Below are 15,165 nucleotides of genomic sequence, written 5' to 3'. Positions count from 1 at the left end.
GGAGCGGCGTCCCTGGGCCCGGCCGTCGCCACCGGGACCAGCTCGACCTCGCCGAGCCACCGCTCCGGGCCCGCCACCGGCGTGAACTCCGGCACCGGCACCGTGTACGGCTCGACCGGCCGCGCCGTGAACTCCATCGCCCCGGACGCCGACTTGCGCAGGTCGAGGTGGTGCAGCCAGCCCGCGTCGTCCTGCTCCGGGTGGTCCGTCCGCTCGTGGTAGAGCCCCCACCGGGACTCGGTGCGGGCCAGCGAGGCCCGGGCGGCCATCTCCGCGCAGTCCCGGATGAAGGACACCTCCGCACACCGCATCAGCTCGTGCGCGGTGCGCGCCCCCATCCCGGCGATCTCCCCGGACATCCGGGTGAAGGCCTCCACGGCCAGGGACAGCCTCGCCCCCGACTTCGGCGGTGCCACGTAGTCGTTGACGAACCGCCGCAGCTTGTACTCCACCTGCGGCTGCGGCGGCCCGTCCGGGTTGAGCAGCGGCCGGTAGACCAGCTCGTGGGCGGCGGCGACCTGGTCCCGCGGCAGCTCGCCCCCGTACGCCCGGTACCGCGCCGCGTCCTCGCCGGCCAGGTCCCCGTACACGAACGCGCCGATCATGTAGTTGTGCGGTACGCAGGCCAGGTCGCCGGCCGCGTACAGCCGGGGCACGGTGGTGCGGGCGTGGTCGTCGACCCGTACCCCGGAGGCGGAGTGCCCGCCGCACAGCCCGATCTCCGAGATGTGCATCTCGATGTCGTGGGTGCGGTAGTCGTGGCCCCGGCCCTCGTGGAAGGTGCCGCGGGTGGGCCGTTCCGTGCTGTGCAGGATCGACTCGACGGCGGAGACGGTCTCCTCCGGCAGATGGCTGAGCTTGAGGTACACCGGCCCCCGGTCGGAGGCGAGCTCGGCGGCGAACTCGGACATCATCTGTCCCGACCAGTAGTCCGACTCGACGAACCGCTCGCCGTGCCGGTTGACCTGGTAGCCGCCGAACGGGTTCGCCACGTACGCGCAGGCCGGCCCGTTGTAGTCCTTGATCAGCGGGTTGATCTGGAAGCACTCGATCCCGGTCAGGGCGGCCCCCGCGTGGTAGGCCATGGCGTAGCCGTCGCCCGCGTTCGTGGGGTTCTCGTACGTCCCGTACAGGTAGCCGGAGGCCGGCAGCCCGAGCCGGCCGCAGGCCCCGGTGGCGAGGATCACCGCGCCCGCCCGTACGGTGACGAACGCGCCGGTGCGGGTGTCGAACCCGGCCGCGCCGACGGCCCGGCCGTCGTCCGGGTGGGTGAGCACCCGGACCGGCATCACCCGGTTCTCGATCCGGATCCGCTCCCGCATCTCACGGCGCCGCAGCTGCCGGTAGAGGACCTTCTTCACGTCCTTGCCCTCCGGCATCGGCAGGACGTACGAGCCGGACCGGTGGACCTGGCGGACCGCGTACTCGCCGTGCTCGTCCTTCTCGAACTTCACCCCGTACGACTCCAGCCGCTTGACCATGCCGAAGCCGCGGGTCGCGGTCTGCCTCACCGTGGACTGGTCGACGATCCCGTCGTTGGCACGGGTGATCTCGGCGACGTAGTCGTCCGGCTCGGCCCGGCCCGGGACGACCGCGTTGTTGACGCCGTCCATGCCCATGGCGAGGGCGCCGGAGTGCCGTACGTGAGCCTTCTCCAGCAGCAGTACGTCCGCTCCGCGCCCGGCGGCGGTCAGCGCGGCCATCGTGCCGGCGGTGCCGCCGCCGATGACGAGGACGTCGCAGGACAGCTCGGTCGCGTCGGCGGGGGAGGGGATGACCAGGGTGTCCACGGGGGTGCCTTTCAGAGGAATTCGAGGATGCCGCGCCGCAGTTCGGCCGTTCCGGGGGCGTGCTGCGCGTCGCGCCGGCGCGGGTGCGGCACGTCCAGGACCCGCCCGGAGCCGAGCAGGGCCACCCGGTCGCCGAGGTGCAGCGCCTCGTCCACGTCGTGGGTGACGAAGACGACGGTCGCGCCGGTGCCCGAGAGGATGTCCACCAGCAGGTCCTGCATCTCGGCGCGGGTGCGGGCGTCCAGCGCGCCGAAGGGCTCGTCCATCAGGACCGCCCGCGGCCGGCCGGCCAGCGCCCGGGCCAGCTGCACGCGCTGGCGCTGCCCGCCGGACAGCTGGTGCGGCAGCTTGTGGGCGTGCTCGGCCAGCCCGACCCGCTCCAGCCAGTCGGCCGCCGAGCGGCGCCGCTCGGCGCGCGGCACCCGCCGGATGGCCAGGGGCAGTTCCACGTTGGCGCGTACGCTCCGCCAGGGCAGCAGCGCGTCGTGCTGGAAGACGAGCGCCCGGTCGGAGGCGGGCCGGGTCACGGGTTCGCCGCCCTGGGTGACCCGCCCGTCCAGCGCGGGCAGCAGCCCGGCGAGGGTGCGCAGCAGGGTGGACTTGCCGCAGCCGGAGGGCCCGACGACGGTCAGCAGCTCGCCCGGGGCGATCCGCAGGGTGACGGTGCCCGGCAGGGCCGCGCCGCCCGGATGGCCGAGCCGTACGTCCTCCAGGGCGAGTTCGGTGCCCGCCTGGGCGGGCGGGGCGACGGGCGGGGCGGTGGTGCTCATGCGGCCGGCTCCTTCCGGGGAACGGCGGTACGGGGAGCTGCCGCGCGGCTGCCGGTGCGTGTGGTCGGGCGGGGCAGCCAGGCGGTGGCGCGCCGGCCGAGCAGCTCGACCGCGGTGGAGGTGAGCCAGCCGAGGGCGCCGATGGTGGTCATGCCGACGAACACGCCGGGGTAGTCGACGACCGTGTAGTCCTGCCAGGTGCGGTAGCCCACCCCGTACTCGCCGGAGATCATCTCCGCCGAGATCACGCAGATCCACGAGACGCCGATGCCCACCGACAGGCCGCCGAAGATGCCGGGCAGGGCGCCGGGCAGCACCACCGAGAACAGCACCCGCGCCCGTCCGCCGCCCATGGTCAGCACGGCCTCCTCCCAGACGGGGGTCAGGGCGCGGACCGCGTGCCGGGTCGAGACGGCCACCGGGAAGAAGGCGGCGGCGAAGGTGATGAACACGATGCCCTGCTCGTTGGTCGGCAGCAGCAGGATGGCGACCGGCACCAGGGCGATGGCGGGCACCGGGCGCACCACCTCCACCAGCGGGCCCAGCAGGTCGGCCGCCCACCGGGAGCGGGCCACGGCCGTACCGACCGCCACCCCCAGCACGGCGGCCAGGACGAAGCCCACCCCGATCCGGCGCAGGCTGTGTCCCAGGTCCTGCCAGTACGGTCCCGTGCCGACCCGGTCGGCGAAGGCGGAGGCCACCTCGCCGACCGTCGGGAACTGCTCGAAGCGCAGCCACAGGTTCACGTCCATCGAGGTCAGCAGCTGCCACAGCCCGAGGGCCGCGGCCGGCGAGGCGGCCCGCAGCAGCCAGCGGCCCGCGCTCATGAGGCCAGGCCCACGGCGTCCTGGTAGCCGATGACGCGGGCGCCCGGGTGCTGCCCGACGTACGCCTTCGCGCCGGCCGGGGTGAGGAAGGCGCGCGGCTCGGCGCCGTCCGCGACCCACACCGCCTTGTCGGCGAACCAGAGGGTGCCGGTCACCGCGTCCGGTACGTACGCGGCCCGTACGTCGGCCCCCTTGGCGGCCTTCAGCAGCTCCTTGGGGCTGTCGAAGGAGGCGGTGGTGGCCCGGCCCTTGAGCCACAGCTCGGACTTGGCGGCGCCGGCCTTCGGGTACCCCGGCCCCTGCGCGGCCCGCTTCAACGGCGCCGGGTCGACGAACGCGTCGACGTCGACGTCGCCGACCAGTCCGGCGCCCTTCAGCACCGGCACGTCCTCCTTCAGCGCGGCGATGAGCTCGGGGCGCAGCTCCGGGTCGAAGGTGGCGATGCCGTTCGCGCCGTTGTAGAGGTAGACCACCTCGGCCGGAAGCCCGGTCTCCTTGGCGACCGATTCCGCGGCCGCCACCGGCCGCTCGCGCAGGTAGTCGGTGGCGCGGCGCTGTGCCTTGAGGAAGTCGTCGATCACGCCCGGCCGTTCACCGGCGAACTTCTGCCGGACGGTGACCCCGTGGAAGGTGGGCAGGTTCAGCTCGGCCCCGTCGTACAGGGCCTTCGCCCGGCCCTCGAAGGCCAGCAGGCCGGGCCAGGCCACGAACTGGGAGAGGGCGTCCGCGCTGCCGGCCTGGAGGGCCGAAGCGCCCACGCTGGGCTGCTGGTTGAGCTTCTGGATGCCCTTGTCGGGGTCGATCCCGGCGCGCTGGAGGGCCCGGACGAGGGTCCCATCGGCGGCCGAGCCCACGCTCGTGGACACCTTCCTGCCGCGCAGGTCGGCCAGCGACTCCAGCTTCGAGTCCGGGGCGGCCACCACGGTGTTGAGGCCGCCGCGCAGGTTGTAGCCGGTGACGGAGACCAGCGAGGTCGGCTGCTTCAGCTCCTTGCCCCGGGCGGCGTTGAGGAGCAGCGGGAAGTCGCCCATCGACCCGATGTCGATCTTGCCGGCCGTCATCTGCGCGGTGATGGGGGCGCCCGTCGCGTAGTCCTGCCAGTCGACCTTGTAGGTCACCCCCTCCTTCTTCCCGCGCGCCGCGAGCTCCTCCTCGAAGTAGCCGAGGGAGCGCAGCAGGGTGCCGGCGGTGACCGTGTTGATGGTCTTGGACTGGTAGCCGACGGTCACGGTGACCGTCTTCGAGGGACTGCCGCCCGCCGTGCCGCCACCGCCGCCGTCACCGCCGCCGCAGGCGGCGGCCAGGGGCAGGAGCAGGGCGAGCGGGACGGCGGTACGGACGGATCTGCGGCTCATCGGGGCGGGGCCTTTCATCGGAGCAGGTAGGGCATGTTGACGGTCACCGCGCCGGTGGGACAGCGTGCCGCGCACGGGCCGCAGTACCAGCACTCGTCGACGTGCATGTACGCCTTGCCGTCGTCCTCGCGGATCGCGAGCGAGTCCAGCGGACACATGTCGACGCAGAGCGTGCAGCCGTCGATGCACCGGGACTCGTCGATGGTCACGGGCACGTCGCCGCGCTGGGGGACGAGGGGCATGGCTACTCCAAGGGCCCGCCGAGGCGGGGAACGGGGGAGGGGAACGGGGGAAGGGGAAAGAGGGGAGGGGGAGGTGCTCAGAGGGAGCGGCGCAGCACGCCGCTCATGGTGATGCGGTCACCGCGGAAGCGGATGAACTCCAGGTCCACCGGCCGCCCGTCGGGCAGACAGGTCAGCCGCTCCAGCATCAGCACGGCGGCCCCGCGCGGAGCCTGGAGCACTGCGGCGGAGTGCGCGTCGGCGTTGACGGCCTCCAGTGTGATCTCCGCGTGGCCCAGCGGACCGCCGGTCAGCGCCTCCAGGAGGCGGAACACGTCCGTGTTCTCCAGGTCGCAGCCGAGCAGTTCACCGCCCACGTCCATGGGCAGGTAGGACAGGTCCAGGGACAGCGGCAGTCCGTTCAGCCGGCGCAGCCGCTCGATACAGAGCACGTCGGTGTGCTCGGGCAGGCCCAGCCGGTGGGCGACGGGGCCGGGGGCGGTCACGGGCCCGACGGTGCGGACCTCGTTGGTGACCCGGCCGTGCTCGTGCAGCGTCTCGGCCAGACCCTGGAGGCGGTCCAGTCCGTGCGGGTACTTCTCGCACACCACCACCGTGCCGACCCCGGGCTGCCGGGCGACCAACTGCTCCCCGCGCAGCAGGTCCAGGGCCTGCCGGACGGTGTTGCGGCTGGCCCGGTAGTCGGCGGCGATGACGTCCTCCAGGGGCAGCACCCCGCCCGGGAAGCCGCCCGCCAGGATCTGGTGGCGCAGCAGGTCGGCGAGCTGCCGGGCCTGGTCCGCACGCAGCCGCCGGCGGCGCGCGGCGGCGACCGGGCGGGCGGCGGGGGCGGGTTCGGCTGGCATGGCAAGGAACGTACCGGGAGAGCCCCGCAGGTGGTGTTGCCGCAGTATTGCGCCACCTGACGCCGTATGTGTACGGCTCTGACCTGCTGCTTCTTCGGACGGGTGGCAAGATCCGCCACTACGGCGCCCACCATGTGGAACGCACCTCGGCCACGATGCGAACAGCGGCCCGCCGTCCCTCACCCCCCGGCCGGTACCCGGCCCGAGCCGGAATCCGTGAACGCGCGCGACCGTTCCGCGCGTTCCGCGAGCAGTCTGCGGAAGCCCGGCGTCGCGTACCGGTCGGCGGTGGCCGACCCGGGACCGGGCAGGCCCGCCGTCCGGGCCATCAGCTCCCGGGCCTGCGGCTGCCAGCCGACGACCAGCACCCGCAGGCCCCGGTCCTCCGCGCGCCGGTGCAGGTCCAGGAGGTGCAGCAGACCGCCCGCGGTCATGAGCGGGACCCCGTGCAGATCGACCATGAGGACCCGCTCGCCGGGGGTGACGTGCTCCAGCGCCTGCCGCAGGACCTGGCCCGACTCCTCGTCGAGCTCTCCGCCGGCGCTGACCAGGACGGTGGTGCCGCGGTACTCGACGTCCATGGTGATCAATACGGTCCCCTTTCCATCACCCGCGCGGACGACGGGCCCGCGGGGCCCCATCCTGGCGCGGCGCCGGGCGGAGCGGGTAAGAGGCTCGCTGAGGCGGGGGCCGCGTTTTGTCAGGTTTCGCTCAGGACGGGCCGGGCGGCGACGCGGCCCCGGACGCGGCCCGCGCCGACGGGCGGCCGGACGGCCGCCAGGGTCGTGGTGCCCCGGCCGCGGACCGAGTCGAGGACGCTGTCGTGCAGGCGCCTGCTGGCGTAGCCGTTCGGGCAGGGGACGGGACTTCCCGCCACCGTGTGCCAGGTGGACGTGCCGCCCCGGCGGACGGTCACGTACGCGAGGCCGTCGGACCAGTCGGTCCGGACCTCCAGCTCCCCCGTCAGCACGCCCGCTCCCGTCGTCCGTACGCCGCCCCGTCCGGCGACGACGGAACGGGTCGTCCACGAAGCCCAGCCCATGGTGCTCGCCTTCCTTCCGCTGCGGCCTTCCGCACCCGGCCCGGTGCCGTCACCGGCCCGGTGCCCCCGGGGGAGGGGAGTGCGCTGCCGCTCGGTCGTGCGCTGCCGCTCGGTCGGCGCGTTCCCCCGCCGCCGGGGCACAAACCTCGCGGCGCCGCCGGGCCCGGGCCGCGCCGCAGACCCCCGGCCGGGGCGCGCGCCCCGGCCCGGTCAGAACCGGTCGCGGTGGGCGGCCAGCCAGGTGGCGAAGTCCTGGAGGGCCGGGTTGATCCGACGGACGGCGTCCAGGTCCCGGGCGCCGGTGAAGGAGGCCTCGCAGTCCGCGTAGAACTGGAACATGTTGCCGGCCTCGTCGGCGCCGGGGAAGCCGAGCGCCCGGAACCCGTCCGGGGTCAGGGGCCGGTAGTGGACCGGCCTGCCCAGGGACTCGGTCATGGCCGCGGCCATGTCCGCGAGCAGCAGGTGTTCGCCCGCGATGCTGATGGTGGCGGCGACGTAGTCCGCGCCGCCCTTGAAGACGGCGTGCGCGGTCTTGCCGATGTCGTCGACGGCGATGCCGGAGAGCCGCTTCCCGCCCATCGGGAAGATCAGCTCCAGGCTGCCGTCCTCCGCCCGCCGGGGCGCGAAGGTGCCCAGCAGGTTCTCCCAGTAGAACGCGGTCCGCAGGAAGGTGACGGGCACGCCCGCGTCGAGGAAGTACTGGTCCGCCTCCGCCTTGCCGTCGAAGTGCGGCACCTTGTACTGCCCCTGGAGCGTCGGCATCCGGTCGTCGTCGACCGGAATGCAGTGGCGGGTGTCCTCCAGCGTGGACCAGATCGCGTGCTGCACGCCCGCGTGGCCGGCCGCCCGGGCCAGGGCCGCCGCCTGCCGCTTCTCGTGCGCCGCGTCCATGTCCTGCCAGAAGTCGGTCACCAGGTACGCCCCGTACGCCCCTTCGAGCGCGGGGCCCAGGCTCGCCTCGTCGTCCAGGTCCGCCGCCACCACCTCCGCCCCCAGCCGCTCCAGCTCCCGCGCCCGGTCCGAGCCGGGGTCGCGCGTCACCGCGCGCACGGCGAAGTCGCCGCCCCGGTCCTCCAGGACGGACCGGGCCAGGGAGCCCCCCTGCTGCCCGGTCGCGCCGAACACCGTGATCGTCCGCTTCCCGGTCATCGCCGGTCACCCACTCCCGCACGTTTTCCGCGCCCCCGCGGGGGCGTCCGTGCTGCGAACCTACGGGTGGCGGGCCGGAGCGGCCGACCGCCACACGCCGGGCCCGCCCGTATGGCCGTAAGGCGCTGCGAAGCAAAGTCCCGGAAAGACCCCGGCCCGGCCCGGGCCGCCGCCGGCGCGAATGGGCCACGCCGCCGCGGGCAGGCGCCGGTCGACGGGGGCGAACCGACGTGGAGGGAGCAGCACGATGAAGGTCGCCGACCACTTGTTGCGGCGGTTGCGGGAATGGGGTGTCGAGCACGTCTTCGCCTACCCCGGGGACGGCATCAACGGCATCCTCGCGGCCTGGGGGAGGGCCGGGGACCGGCCGCGCTTCATCCAGGCCCGCCACGAGGAGATGTCCGCCTTCCAGGCCGTCGGCTACGCCAAGTTCTCCGGCCGCACCGGGGTCTGCGCGGCCACCTCCGGCCCGGGCGCCATCCACCTGCTGAACGGCCTGTACGACGCGAAGCTCGACCACGTCCCGGTGGTGGCGATCGTGGGGCAGACCGGCCGCAGCGCCATGGGCGGCGCCTACCAGCAGGAGGTCGACCTGCTGTCCCTCTACAAGGACGTCGCCTCCGACTTCTGCGAGATGGTCACCGTCCCCGAACAGCTGCCCAACGTCTTGGACCGGGCCATGCGCATCGCCGCCGCCCGGCGGGCGCCCACCGCGCTGATCATCCCCGCCGACGTGCAGGAACTCGACTACACGCCCCCCGCCCACGAGTTCAAGCAGGTGCCCTCCAGCCTGGGCACCGGCCCCTACGCCCCCGTACCGTCCGACGACGCCGTCGCCCGGGCGGCGGAGATCCTCAACGCCGGGGAGAAGCCCGCGATCCTCATCGGGCAGGGCGCGCGGGGCGCCCGCGCCGAGGTCGAGGAGGTCGCCGGCCGGCTCGGCGCCGGCGTGGCCAAGGCGCTGCTCGGCAAGGACGCCCTGCCCGACACCCTGCCGTACGTCACCGGCTCCATCGGACTCCTCGGCACCCGGCCCTCGTACGAGATGATGCGCGACTGCGACACCCTGCTCGTGATCGGCTCCAGCTTCCCCTACACGCAGTTCCTGCCGGAGTTCGGCCAGGCCCGCGCCGTGCAGATCGACATCGAGCCCGCTCTGGTGGGCCTGCGCTACCCCTTCGAGCTCAACCTCGTCGGCGACGCCGCCGAGACCCTGCGCCGGCTGGTCCCGCTGCTGGAGCCGCGTACCGACGGAGCGTGGCGCGAGTCGATCCGGCAGGGCACCGAGCGTTGGTGGGAGGTCATGGAGCGGCGCGCCCGGGTGCCCGCGGATCCGGTCAACCCCGAGTACGTGGTCCACGCCCTGGACGGGCTGCTGCCCGGTGACGTGATGCTCACCGCGGACTCCGGTTCCGCGGCCAACTGGTACGCGCGCCACCTGCGGTTCCGCGACGGCATGCGCGGCTCGCTGTCCGGCACCCTCGCCACCATGGGTCCCGGGGTGCCGTACGCGATCGGCGCGAAGTTCGCCCACCCCGGACGCCCGGCCATCGCCCTCGTCGGCGACGGCGCGATGCAGATGAACGGGCTCGCGGAACTCATCACCGCCGCCAAGTACCACGGCGAGTGGAGCGACCCCCGCCTCGTCGTCGCGGTCCTCAACAACCAGGACCTCAACCAGGTCACCTGGGAGATGCGGGCCATGCAGGGCGCCCCGCAGTTCGAGGCCTCGCAGTCCATCCCGGACGTCCCCTACGCCGCCGTCGCCGCCCACTTCGGCCTGGGCGGCGAGCGGGTGGAGAGGCCCGAGGACGTCGTGCCGGCCTGGCGGCGGGCGCTGGCCGCGGACCGGCCGTACGTCATCGACTTCCGCACCGACCCCGCCGTACCGCCCATCCCGCCGCACGCCACCTGGGACCAGATCAAGGCCACCGCCGACGCCGTCCTGCACGGCGACAGCGACCGCGGCGCCGTCCTGCGCCAGGGGCTGAAGGCCAAGGTCCAGGAGTTCCTGCCCGGCAGCGGCGGGGGAGGGAAGGCGTAACCCCGCCAGCGGACCCCGCCCCCGGCCCGGCGGCCCCGGAGGGCGGCGCGCCCGGAATCGGCCCGACGCCCCGCCCCGAGGCCGTCGAGGAGCACGCCCGCCGGCGCCGGGCCCGGAGTCAGCCGGTGAACGAGCCGTGCCGGCCCGCCCCGGACGCGAAGCGCGCCGCCCCGGCACCGGTCTCGCCCGCCTCCAGCGGGACCATGCCGTGCCGCAGCTCGGCCGCCAGCGCCTCTGACTCGGGCAGGCCGTGCTGCTCCCGTACGGACAGCCGGTCGTGGCGCAGGCACAGCTGGGGGAACGCGGCGATCTCCCGGGCCAGTTCCTGCGCCGCCTCCCGGGCCCGCCCCGGCGGTACGAGGCGGTTGGCGAGCCCCATCGCGTAGGCCTCGGCGGCGGGCACCGGACGGCCCGTCAGGATCAGGTCCATCGCCCGGCTCTCGCCGATCAGCCGCGGCAGCCGCACCGTGCCCCCGTCGATCAGCGGCACCCCCCACCGCCGGCAGAACACCCCGAAGACCGCGTCCTCCTCGGCCACGCGCAGGTCGCACCACAGGGCGAGTTCCAGACCGCCGGCCACGGCGTGCCCGGCGACGGCCGCGATGACCGGCTTGGTCAGGCGCAGCCGCGTCGGCCCCATCGGCCCGTCGCCGTCGGGCTCCACCCGGTTCCCGCGCCCGGTGCCGACGGCCTTGAGGTCGGCGCCCGCGCAGAACGTTCCGCCCTCGCCCCACAGCACCGCGACGGCGGCCCCCTCGTCGGCCTCGAACGCCCGGAACGCGTCGGCCAGCCGGGCGGCGGTCGGCCCGTCCACGGCGTTGCGGGCGCCGGGCCGCGACAGCACCACGGTCGTCACGGCCCCGTCGCGTTCGACACGGACGGCGGGGGCGGCAGGGGGATTCGTCATGGCGGCATTCTCACGCGGTCGGGAGTCCGGCGACCAGAGCCAAATAAAGCCAATGGTGCTACTGTCAATGGCACCATGCTGCTGAGACTGAACACCGCGGACGGCCGGCCACTGCACGAGCAGGTGGCCGGCGCCATCCGGCGCGCCATCGCCGACGGAGAATGCGGCCCGGGGGACCGCCTCCCCTCCGCACGGGACCTCTCCCTGGCGTTGGGGGTCAACACCAACACGGTCCTGCGTGGCCTGCGCGCCCTGCGCGACGAGGGCGTGCTGGAGTTCCGGCGCGGGCGGGGCGTGACCGTGGCCGCCGGGGCGGACCGGCGGTCGGCGCTGCTCGACCGGGTGCGCGAACTCGTCGCGGAGGCGGCGCACTCGGGGTACAGCCGGTCCGATCTCATCGAACTCATCAAGGAGTTGCCGTGAAGGGCGTGAAGGGTATGAAGGAACGGGACGGGCGGGGCGGTCCGGCTCCGTGGTCGGCGGTGATCTGGGTGGCGGGGCCGTCCGCCGTGCTCGTCGCTCTGCCCTGGGCCGCGAGCGGCCGGCTGCCGGAGCGGCTCGCGACCCACTGGAGCGGGGGCTCCGGCGCGCCCGACGGCTCGATGCCGCTGTGGGCCGCCGCCCTGTTCCCGGCGCTCGTCTGGGCGGTCCTCGCGCTGCTGACCGTCACCCTCGTGCGGCCGCGCGGGGGTGCGGCGGCGTACGTCGCCCTGCCGGTCGGAGCCGTCTTCCTCGTCGGCGCGCAGGCCGGCGTCGTCCGGGCGAACCTGGACCGCGCCGACTGGCACCAGGCGGGATCGGTCGACCTCGCGCTCGCCGTGACGATCGCGGTGGCCGCCGTCGCGGGGCCGGCCGGTTGGCTGGCGACCCGGAACCGCTCCACCCCGGCGGCGCGCCCGGCGGACACCGCGCCGGGCATGGAGATACCGGCCGGCCAGACCCTCGTGTGGCTCTCCCGCACGGCGAACCCCTGGCTGCGGGCCCTCGCGGTCCTGACCGGCGCGGGCGCGCTCGCCGCCGCACTGGCTGCCGTGGCGGGCCTGGTCGCACCGCCCTGGGCGCTCCTCGCACCCCTGGCGATCGCGTCCGTCACCGTCCTGGCCTGCTCCTCCGTACGGGCGCGCGTCAGCGAGCGCGGCCTCGAAGTGGCCTTCGGCCCGCTGGGCCTGCCGGTCCGCCGCTGGGATGCCGGGGACATCGAGTCGGCGCACGCCGAGCACCGCACCCCCGCGCAGGTGGGCGGCTGGGGGTACCGGCTCAGCGGCAAGGGGGCGACGGTGATGCTCCGGGCGGGCGAATGCCTGGTCATCCACCCCCGCCGGGGCGCCGACTTCGCCGTCAGCGTCGGGGACGCCGAGCGCGGCGCCGCCCTGCTGAACTCCCTGATCGCGCGCGCCTCACGCTAGGGGGTGTCCGCAAAGTGGCGCCGTCCGCCCGGAGGGCGGGCCCCGCGGCTCCCCCAGCTACCGCTGGGAGGTGCCCCCAGGTGCGTGCTCTCGGCGTGCCGGGCGGAAGCCCGCGTACTGGACGTACTTGGGCTTTCGTCCGGTGCGGCGAGAGCGCGTGCCGGGCGTCGCGGGGCAGGCGAGACTTTGCGGACACCCCCTAGGGGGTCACTGCCCCGCGCGGCCGTCCACGCACGCGCGCAGCAGGTCGGCATGCCCGCAGTGGCGGGCGTACTCCTCGATCCGGTGCACCATCAGCTCCCGGACCCCCATGCCGTCCTCGCCCACGCGCGCGCCCAGGTCCGGGAACGCGGCCGGCGCGGGTTCCGTCGCGGCCTGCTCCCGCTCCGGGTCGGCGCCGGGCTACCCCCGGGTGAGCCGCGTCTCACCCGGGGGGCGGGGCTTGTCTATGCAACGAGTTGCATAAGAGGATCGGGGGCATGGCGCTCGACCACGCGATCCTCGTCTCCCTGCTGGAGATGCCCGGCTCCGGATATGAACTGGCCCGCCGGTTCGACCGGTCCATCGGCTACTTCTGGACCGCCACCCACCAGCAGATCTACCGCGTCCTGGGCCGCATGGAGCGCGACGGGCTGCTCACCGCCCGCGCGGTGGCGCAGCAGGGGCGGCCGGACAAGAAGGAGTACTCCGTCGCCGGGCCCGGCCGGGCGGCGCTCTCGCGCTGGCTGCACGAGCCGATCGAGCCCGAGAGCATGCGCCACGACCTCGCCGTCAAGATCCGCGGGGCCGCCTTCGACGACCCGGCCGCGCTGATCCGCGAGGTCGAACGGCACCACCGGGTGCACGGTGAACGGCTCGCGCACTACCTCGCCGGGGAACTGCGCGACTTCACCGGCCCCGAGGCCCCCGCCCCGCTCGACGCCGGGCAGGAGCTCCAGCACGCCGTACTGCGCGGCGGCATCGCGTACGAGCGGATGACGATCGCCTGGCTGGACGACGTCCTCGCCACCCTCCACCGCCTCGGCGCCTGAAACACGCACCACCCACCATCCACACCACGGAAGGCGACCCCTCATGGCCGACTCCCTGCTCTTCAACCCGCGCACCTACGACCCCGCGCACTTCGACCCCGAGACCCGCCGCCTGCTGCGCGCCACCGTCGACTGGTTCGAGGAGCGCGGCAAGCGCAAGCTGATCGAGGACTACCGCTCCCGCGCGTGGCTCGGGGAGTTCCTCGCGTTCTCCGCCAAGGAAGGCCTGTTCGCCACCTTCCTGACCCCGTCCTCCGCCGCCGGACGGGAGGACCAGCGCTGGGACACCGCCCGGATCGCCGCCCTCAACGAGATCCTCGGCTTCTACGGCCTCGACTACTGGTACGCCTGGCAGGTCACCATCCTCGGCCTCGGCCCGGTCTGGCAGAGCGGGAACGCCGACGCCCGCGCCCGTGCCGCCGAACTCCTCACCCAGGGCGAGGTGTTCGCGTTCGGCCTGTCCGAGCGGACCCACGGCGCCGACATCTACTCCACCGACATGCTGCTGGAGCCGTCCGCCGACGGCGACGGCGGCTTCCGCGCGACCGGCTCCAAGTACTACATCGGCAACGGCAACGCCGCCGGCCTGGTCTCCGTCTTCGGCCGCCGCACCGACGTCGAGGGCCCGGACGGGTACGTCTTCTTCGCCGCCGACAGCCGCCACCCGGCTTACCACCTGGTGCAGAACGTCGTCGACTCCTCCAAGTACGTCAGCGAGTTCCGCCTGGAGGACTACCCGGTGGCCGCCGCCGACGTCCTGCACACCGGACGCGCCGCCTTCGACGCCGCCCTCAACACCGTCAACGTCGGCAAGTTCAACCTGTGCACCGCCTCCATCGGCATCTGCGAGCACGCGATGTACGAGGCCGTCACCCACGCCCAGAACCGCATCCTCTACGGCCGCCCCGTCACCGCCTTCCCGCACGTGCGCCGCGAACTGGCCGACGCCTACGTCCGCCTCGTCGGCATGAAGCTCTTCAGCGACCGCGCCGTCGACTACTTCCGCTCCGCGGGCCCCGACGACCGCCGCTACCTCCTCTTCAACCCGATGACGAAGATGAAGGTGACCACCGAGGGCGAGAAGGTCATCGACCTCATGTGGGACGTCATCGCCGCCAAGGGCTTCGAGAAGGACACCTACTTCGCCGAGGCGGCCGTCGAGATCCGCAGCCTGCCCAAGCTCGAGGGCACCGTCCACGTCAACCTCGCGCTGATCCTCAAGTTCATGCGCAACCACCTGCTGGAGCCGGTCGACTACCCGGCCGTCCCCACCCGCCTCGACGCGGCCGACGACGACTTCCTCTTCCGGCAGGGCCCGGCCCGCGGCCTGGGCTCCGTACGCTTCCACGACTGGCGGCCCGCCTTCGACGCGTACGCCGACGTGGCGAACGTGGCCCGGTTCCGCGAACAGGCCGACGCCCTGTGCGAGTTCGTCGCCACCATCGCCCCCGACGAGGAGCAGAGCCGCGACCTCGACTTCCTCCTCTCCGTCGGGCAGCTCTTCGCCCTGGTCGTGCACGCCCAGCTGATCCTGGAGCAGGCCCGCCTGACGGACCTGGACCCGGACGTCCTCGACGAGCTGTTCTCCGTCCTCGTCCGCGACTTCTCCGGCCACGCCGTCGAGCTGCACGGCAAGGACTCCGCCACCGAGGCGCAGCAGGCCTGGGCGCTGGGCGCCGTACGCCGTCCGGTCGTCGACGAGGCCCGCGCGGCGCGGATCTGGCAGCGCGTCGAGGCGCTGTCCGGGGCGTACGAGA

15 protein-coding genes and 1 pseudogene are annotated in these 15,165 nt (G+C 74.0%); 5 read left to right on the top strand and 11 right to left on the bottom strand.

What is annotated here, in order from left to right:
* The 9 genes from SSNG_RS02030 to SSNG_RS01990 all read right to left on the bottom strand — a co-directional run.
* Positions 1-1,790: fumarate reductase/succinate dehydrogenase flavoprotein subunit (locus SSNG_RS02030; protein WP_206731363.1), on the bottom strand; the 1,790-nt coding region annotated here is incomplete at its 3' end.
* A gap of 11 nt (positions 1,791-1,801) precedes the next feature.
* Entirely contained in the window at positions 1,802-2,560 is a 759-nt protein-coding gene (locus SSNG_RS02025; RefSeq protein WP_007262118.1) for an ABC transporter ATP-binding protein, read from the bottom strand.
* Positions 2,557-3,387, bottom strand: coding sequence for an ABC transporter permease (locus tag SSNG_RS02020; RefSeq protein WP_007262117.1), 831 nt, complete (start codon positions 3,385-3,387; stop codon positions 2,557-2,559). Before SSNG_RS02020 ends, SSNG_RS02025 begins: the two co-directional genes overlap by 4 nt.
* Positions 3,384-4,742, bottom strand: a complete 1,359-nt coding sequence (locus tag SSNG_RS02015; protein WP_241694972.1) for an ABC transporter substrate-binding protein — start codon at positions 4,740-4,742, stop codon at positions 3,384-3,386. Before SSNG_RS02015 ends, SSNG_RS02020 begins: the two co-directional genes overlap by 4 nt.
* A 14-nt stretch (positions 4,743-4,756) precedes the next feature.
* A complete protein-coding gene (locus tag SSNG_RS02010) occupies positions 4,757-4,984 on the bottom strand; it encodes a ferredoxin family protein (RefSeq protein ID WP_007262115.1) in 228 nt (75 codons plus the stop codon).
* Between the two features lie 77 nt (positions 4,985-5,061).
* Positions 5,062-5,829: a GntR family transcriptional regulator gene (locus tag SSNG_RS02005; protein WP_042800396.1), complete on the bottom strand. Its 768-nt coding sequence runs from the start codon at positions 5,827-5,829 to the stop codon at positions 5,062-5,064.
* Between the two features lie 179 nt (positions 5,830-6,008).
* Positions 6,009-6,410, bottom strand: coding sequence for an STAS domain-containing protein (locus SSNG_RS02000; protein WP_241695197.1), 402 nt, complete (start codon positions 6,408-6,410; stop codon positions 6,009-6,011).
* 119 nt (positions 6,411-6,529) lie between these two features.
* Positions 6,530-6,871 carry a hypothetical protein gene (locus tag SSNG_RS01995; RefSeq protein ID WP_050779515.1) on the bottom strand — a complete coding sequence of 114 codons (342 nt, stop codon included), beginning with the start codon at positions 6,869-6,871 and terminating at the stop codon, positions 6,530-6,532.
* Positions 6,872-7,081: 210 nt separating this feature from the next.
* Positions 7,082-8,020: an NmrA/HSCARG family protein gene (locus SSNG_RS01990; RefSeq protein WP_007262111.1), complete on the bottom strand. Its 939-nt coding sequence runs from the start codon at positions 8,018-8,020 to the stop codon at positions 7,082-7,084.
* Positions 8,021-8,267: 247 nt separating this feature from the next.
* On the opposite strand from SSNG_RS01990, the gene SSNG_RS01985 reads away from it, so the two are divergent.
* Positions 8,268-10,064 carry a thiamine pyrophosphate-requiring protein gene (locus tag SSNG_RS01985; RefSeq protein ID WP_007262110.1) on the top strand — a complete coding sequence of 599 codons (1,797 nt, stop codon included), beginning with the start codon at positions 8,268-8,270 and terminating at the stop codon, positions 10,062-10,064.
* 118 nt (positions 10,065-10,182) lie between these two features.
* Here the strand turns inward: SSNG_RS01985 and SSNG_RS01980 are convergent, their stop codons facing one another.
* Complete coding sequence (locus tag SSNG_RS01980) at positions 10,183-10,971, bottom strand: crotonase/enoyl-CoA hydratase family protein (protein ID WP_007262109.1); 789 nt, start codon at positions 10,969-10,971, stop codon at positions 10,183-10,185.
* Between the two features lie 75 nt (positions 10,972-11,046).
* Between SSNG_RS01980 and SSNG_RS01975 the strand changes: the two genes are divergently transcribed.
* On the top strand, positions 11,047-11,394 hold the full coding sequence (locus SSNG_RS01975) for a GntR family transcriptional regulator (RefSeq protein ID WP_007262108.1): 348 nt from the start codon (positions 11,047-11,049) through the stop codon (positions 11,392-11,394).
* The gene (locus SSNG_RS01970) at positions 11,391-12,377 is read left to right on the top strand and encodes a DUF1648 domain-containing protein (RefSeq protein WP_007262107.1); all 987 of its coding nucleotides are present in this window, start codon (positions 11,391-11,393) and stop codon (positions 12,375-12,377) included. Before SSNG_RS01975 ends, SSNG_RS01970 begins: the two co-directional genes overlap by 4 nt.
* 207 nt (positions 12,378-12,584) lie before the next feature.
* Here SSNG_RS01970 and SSNG_RS01965 read toward each other — a convergent pair.
* Positions 12,585-12,773: pseudogene (locus tag SSNG_RS01965) on the bottom strand (DUF664 domain-containing protein); the annotation flags it as partial.
* Positions 12,774-12,856: 83 nt separating this feature from the next.
* Here SSNG_RS01965 and SSNG_RS01960 point away from each other — a divergent pair.
* Both SSNG_RS01960 and SSNG_RS01955 read left to right on the top strand, forming a co-directional pair.
* Positions 12,857-13,408, top strand: a complete 552-nt coding sequence (locus SSNG_RS01960; RefSeq protein ID WP_007262105.1) for a PadR family transcriptional regulator — start codon at positions 12,857-12,859, stop codon at positions 13,406-13,408.
* A gap of 43 nt (positions 13,409-13,451) precedes the next feature.
* Positions 13,452-15,165: acyl-CoA dehydrogenase family protein (locus SSNG_RS01955; protein ID WP_007262104.1), on the top strand; the 1,714-nt coding region annotated here is incomplete at its 3' end.

The sequence above is a fragment of the Streptomyces sp. C genome (genome assembly GCF_000158895.1).
In the GTDB taxonomy this organism is placed as follows: Bacteria; Actinomycetota; Actinomycetes; order Streptomycetales; family Streptomycetaceae; genus Streptomyces; species Streptomyces racemochromogenes.
The sequence above is the reverse complement of the archived record's forward strand: the minus strand, read 5'-3'. Positions and strand labels throughout refer to the sequence as shown.

Coding starts and splice junctions, on each gene's coding strand:
- SSNG_RS02025 (WP_007262118.1), bottom strand. CDS start 2,560: ATGAGCACCACCGCCCCGCCCGTCGCCCCGCCCGCCCAGGCGGGCACC.
- SSNG_RS02020 (WP_007262117.1), bottom strand. CDS start 3,387: ATGAGCGCGGGCCGCTGGCTGCTGCGGGCCGCCTCGCCGGCCGCGGCC.
- SSNG_RS02015 (WP_241694972.1), bottom strand. CDS start 4,742: ATGAGCCGCAGATCCGTCCGTACCGCCGTCCCGCTCGCCCTGCTCCTG.
- SSNG_RS02010 (WP_007262115.1), bottom strand. CDS start 4,984: ATGCCCCTCGTCCCCCAGCGCGGCGACGTGCCCGTGACCATCGACGAG.
- SSNG_RS02005 (WP_042800396.1), bottom strand. CDS start 5,829: ATGCCAGCCGAACCCGCCCCCGCCGCCCGCCCGGTCGCCGCCGCGCGC.
- SSNG_RS02000 (WP_241695197.1), bottom strand. CDS start 6,410: ATGGACGTCGAGTACCGCGGCACCACCGTCCTGGTCAGCGCCGGCGGA.
- SSNG_RS01995 (WP_050779515.1), bottom strand. CDS start 6,871: ATGGGCTGGGCTTCGTGGACGACCCGTTCCGTCGTCGCCGGACGGGGC.
- SSNG_RS01990 (WP_007262111.1), bottom strand. CDS start 8,020: ATGACCGGGAAGCGGACGATCACGGTGTTCGGCGCGACCGGGCAGCAG.
- SSNG_RS01985 (WP_007262110.1), top strand. CDS start 8,268: ATGAAGGTCGCCGACCACTTGTTGCGGCGGTTGCGGGAATGGGGTGTC.
- SSNG_RS01980 (WP_007262109.1), bottom strand. CDS start 10,971: ATGACGAATCCCCCTGCCGCCCCCGCCGTCCGTGTCGAACGCGACGGG.
- SSNG_RS01975 (WP_007262108.1), top strand. CDS start 11,047: ATGCTGCTGAGACTGAACACCGCGGACGGCCGGCCACTGCACGAGCAG.
- SSNG_RS01960 (WP_007262105.1), top strand. CDS start 12,857: ATGGCGCTCGACCACGCGATCCTCGTCTCCCTGCTGGAGATGCCCGGC.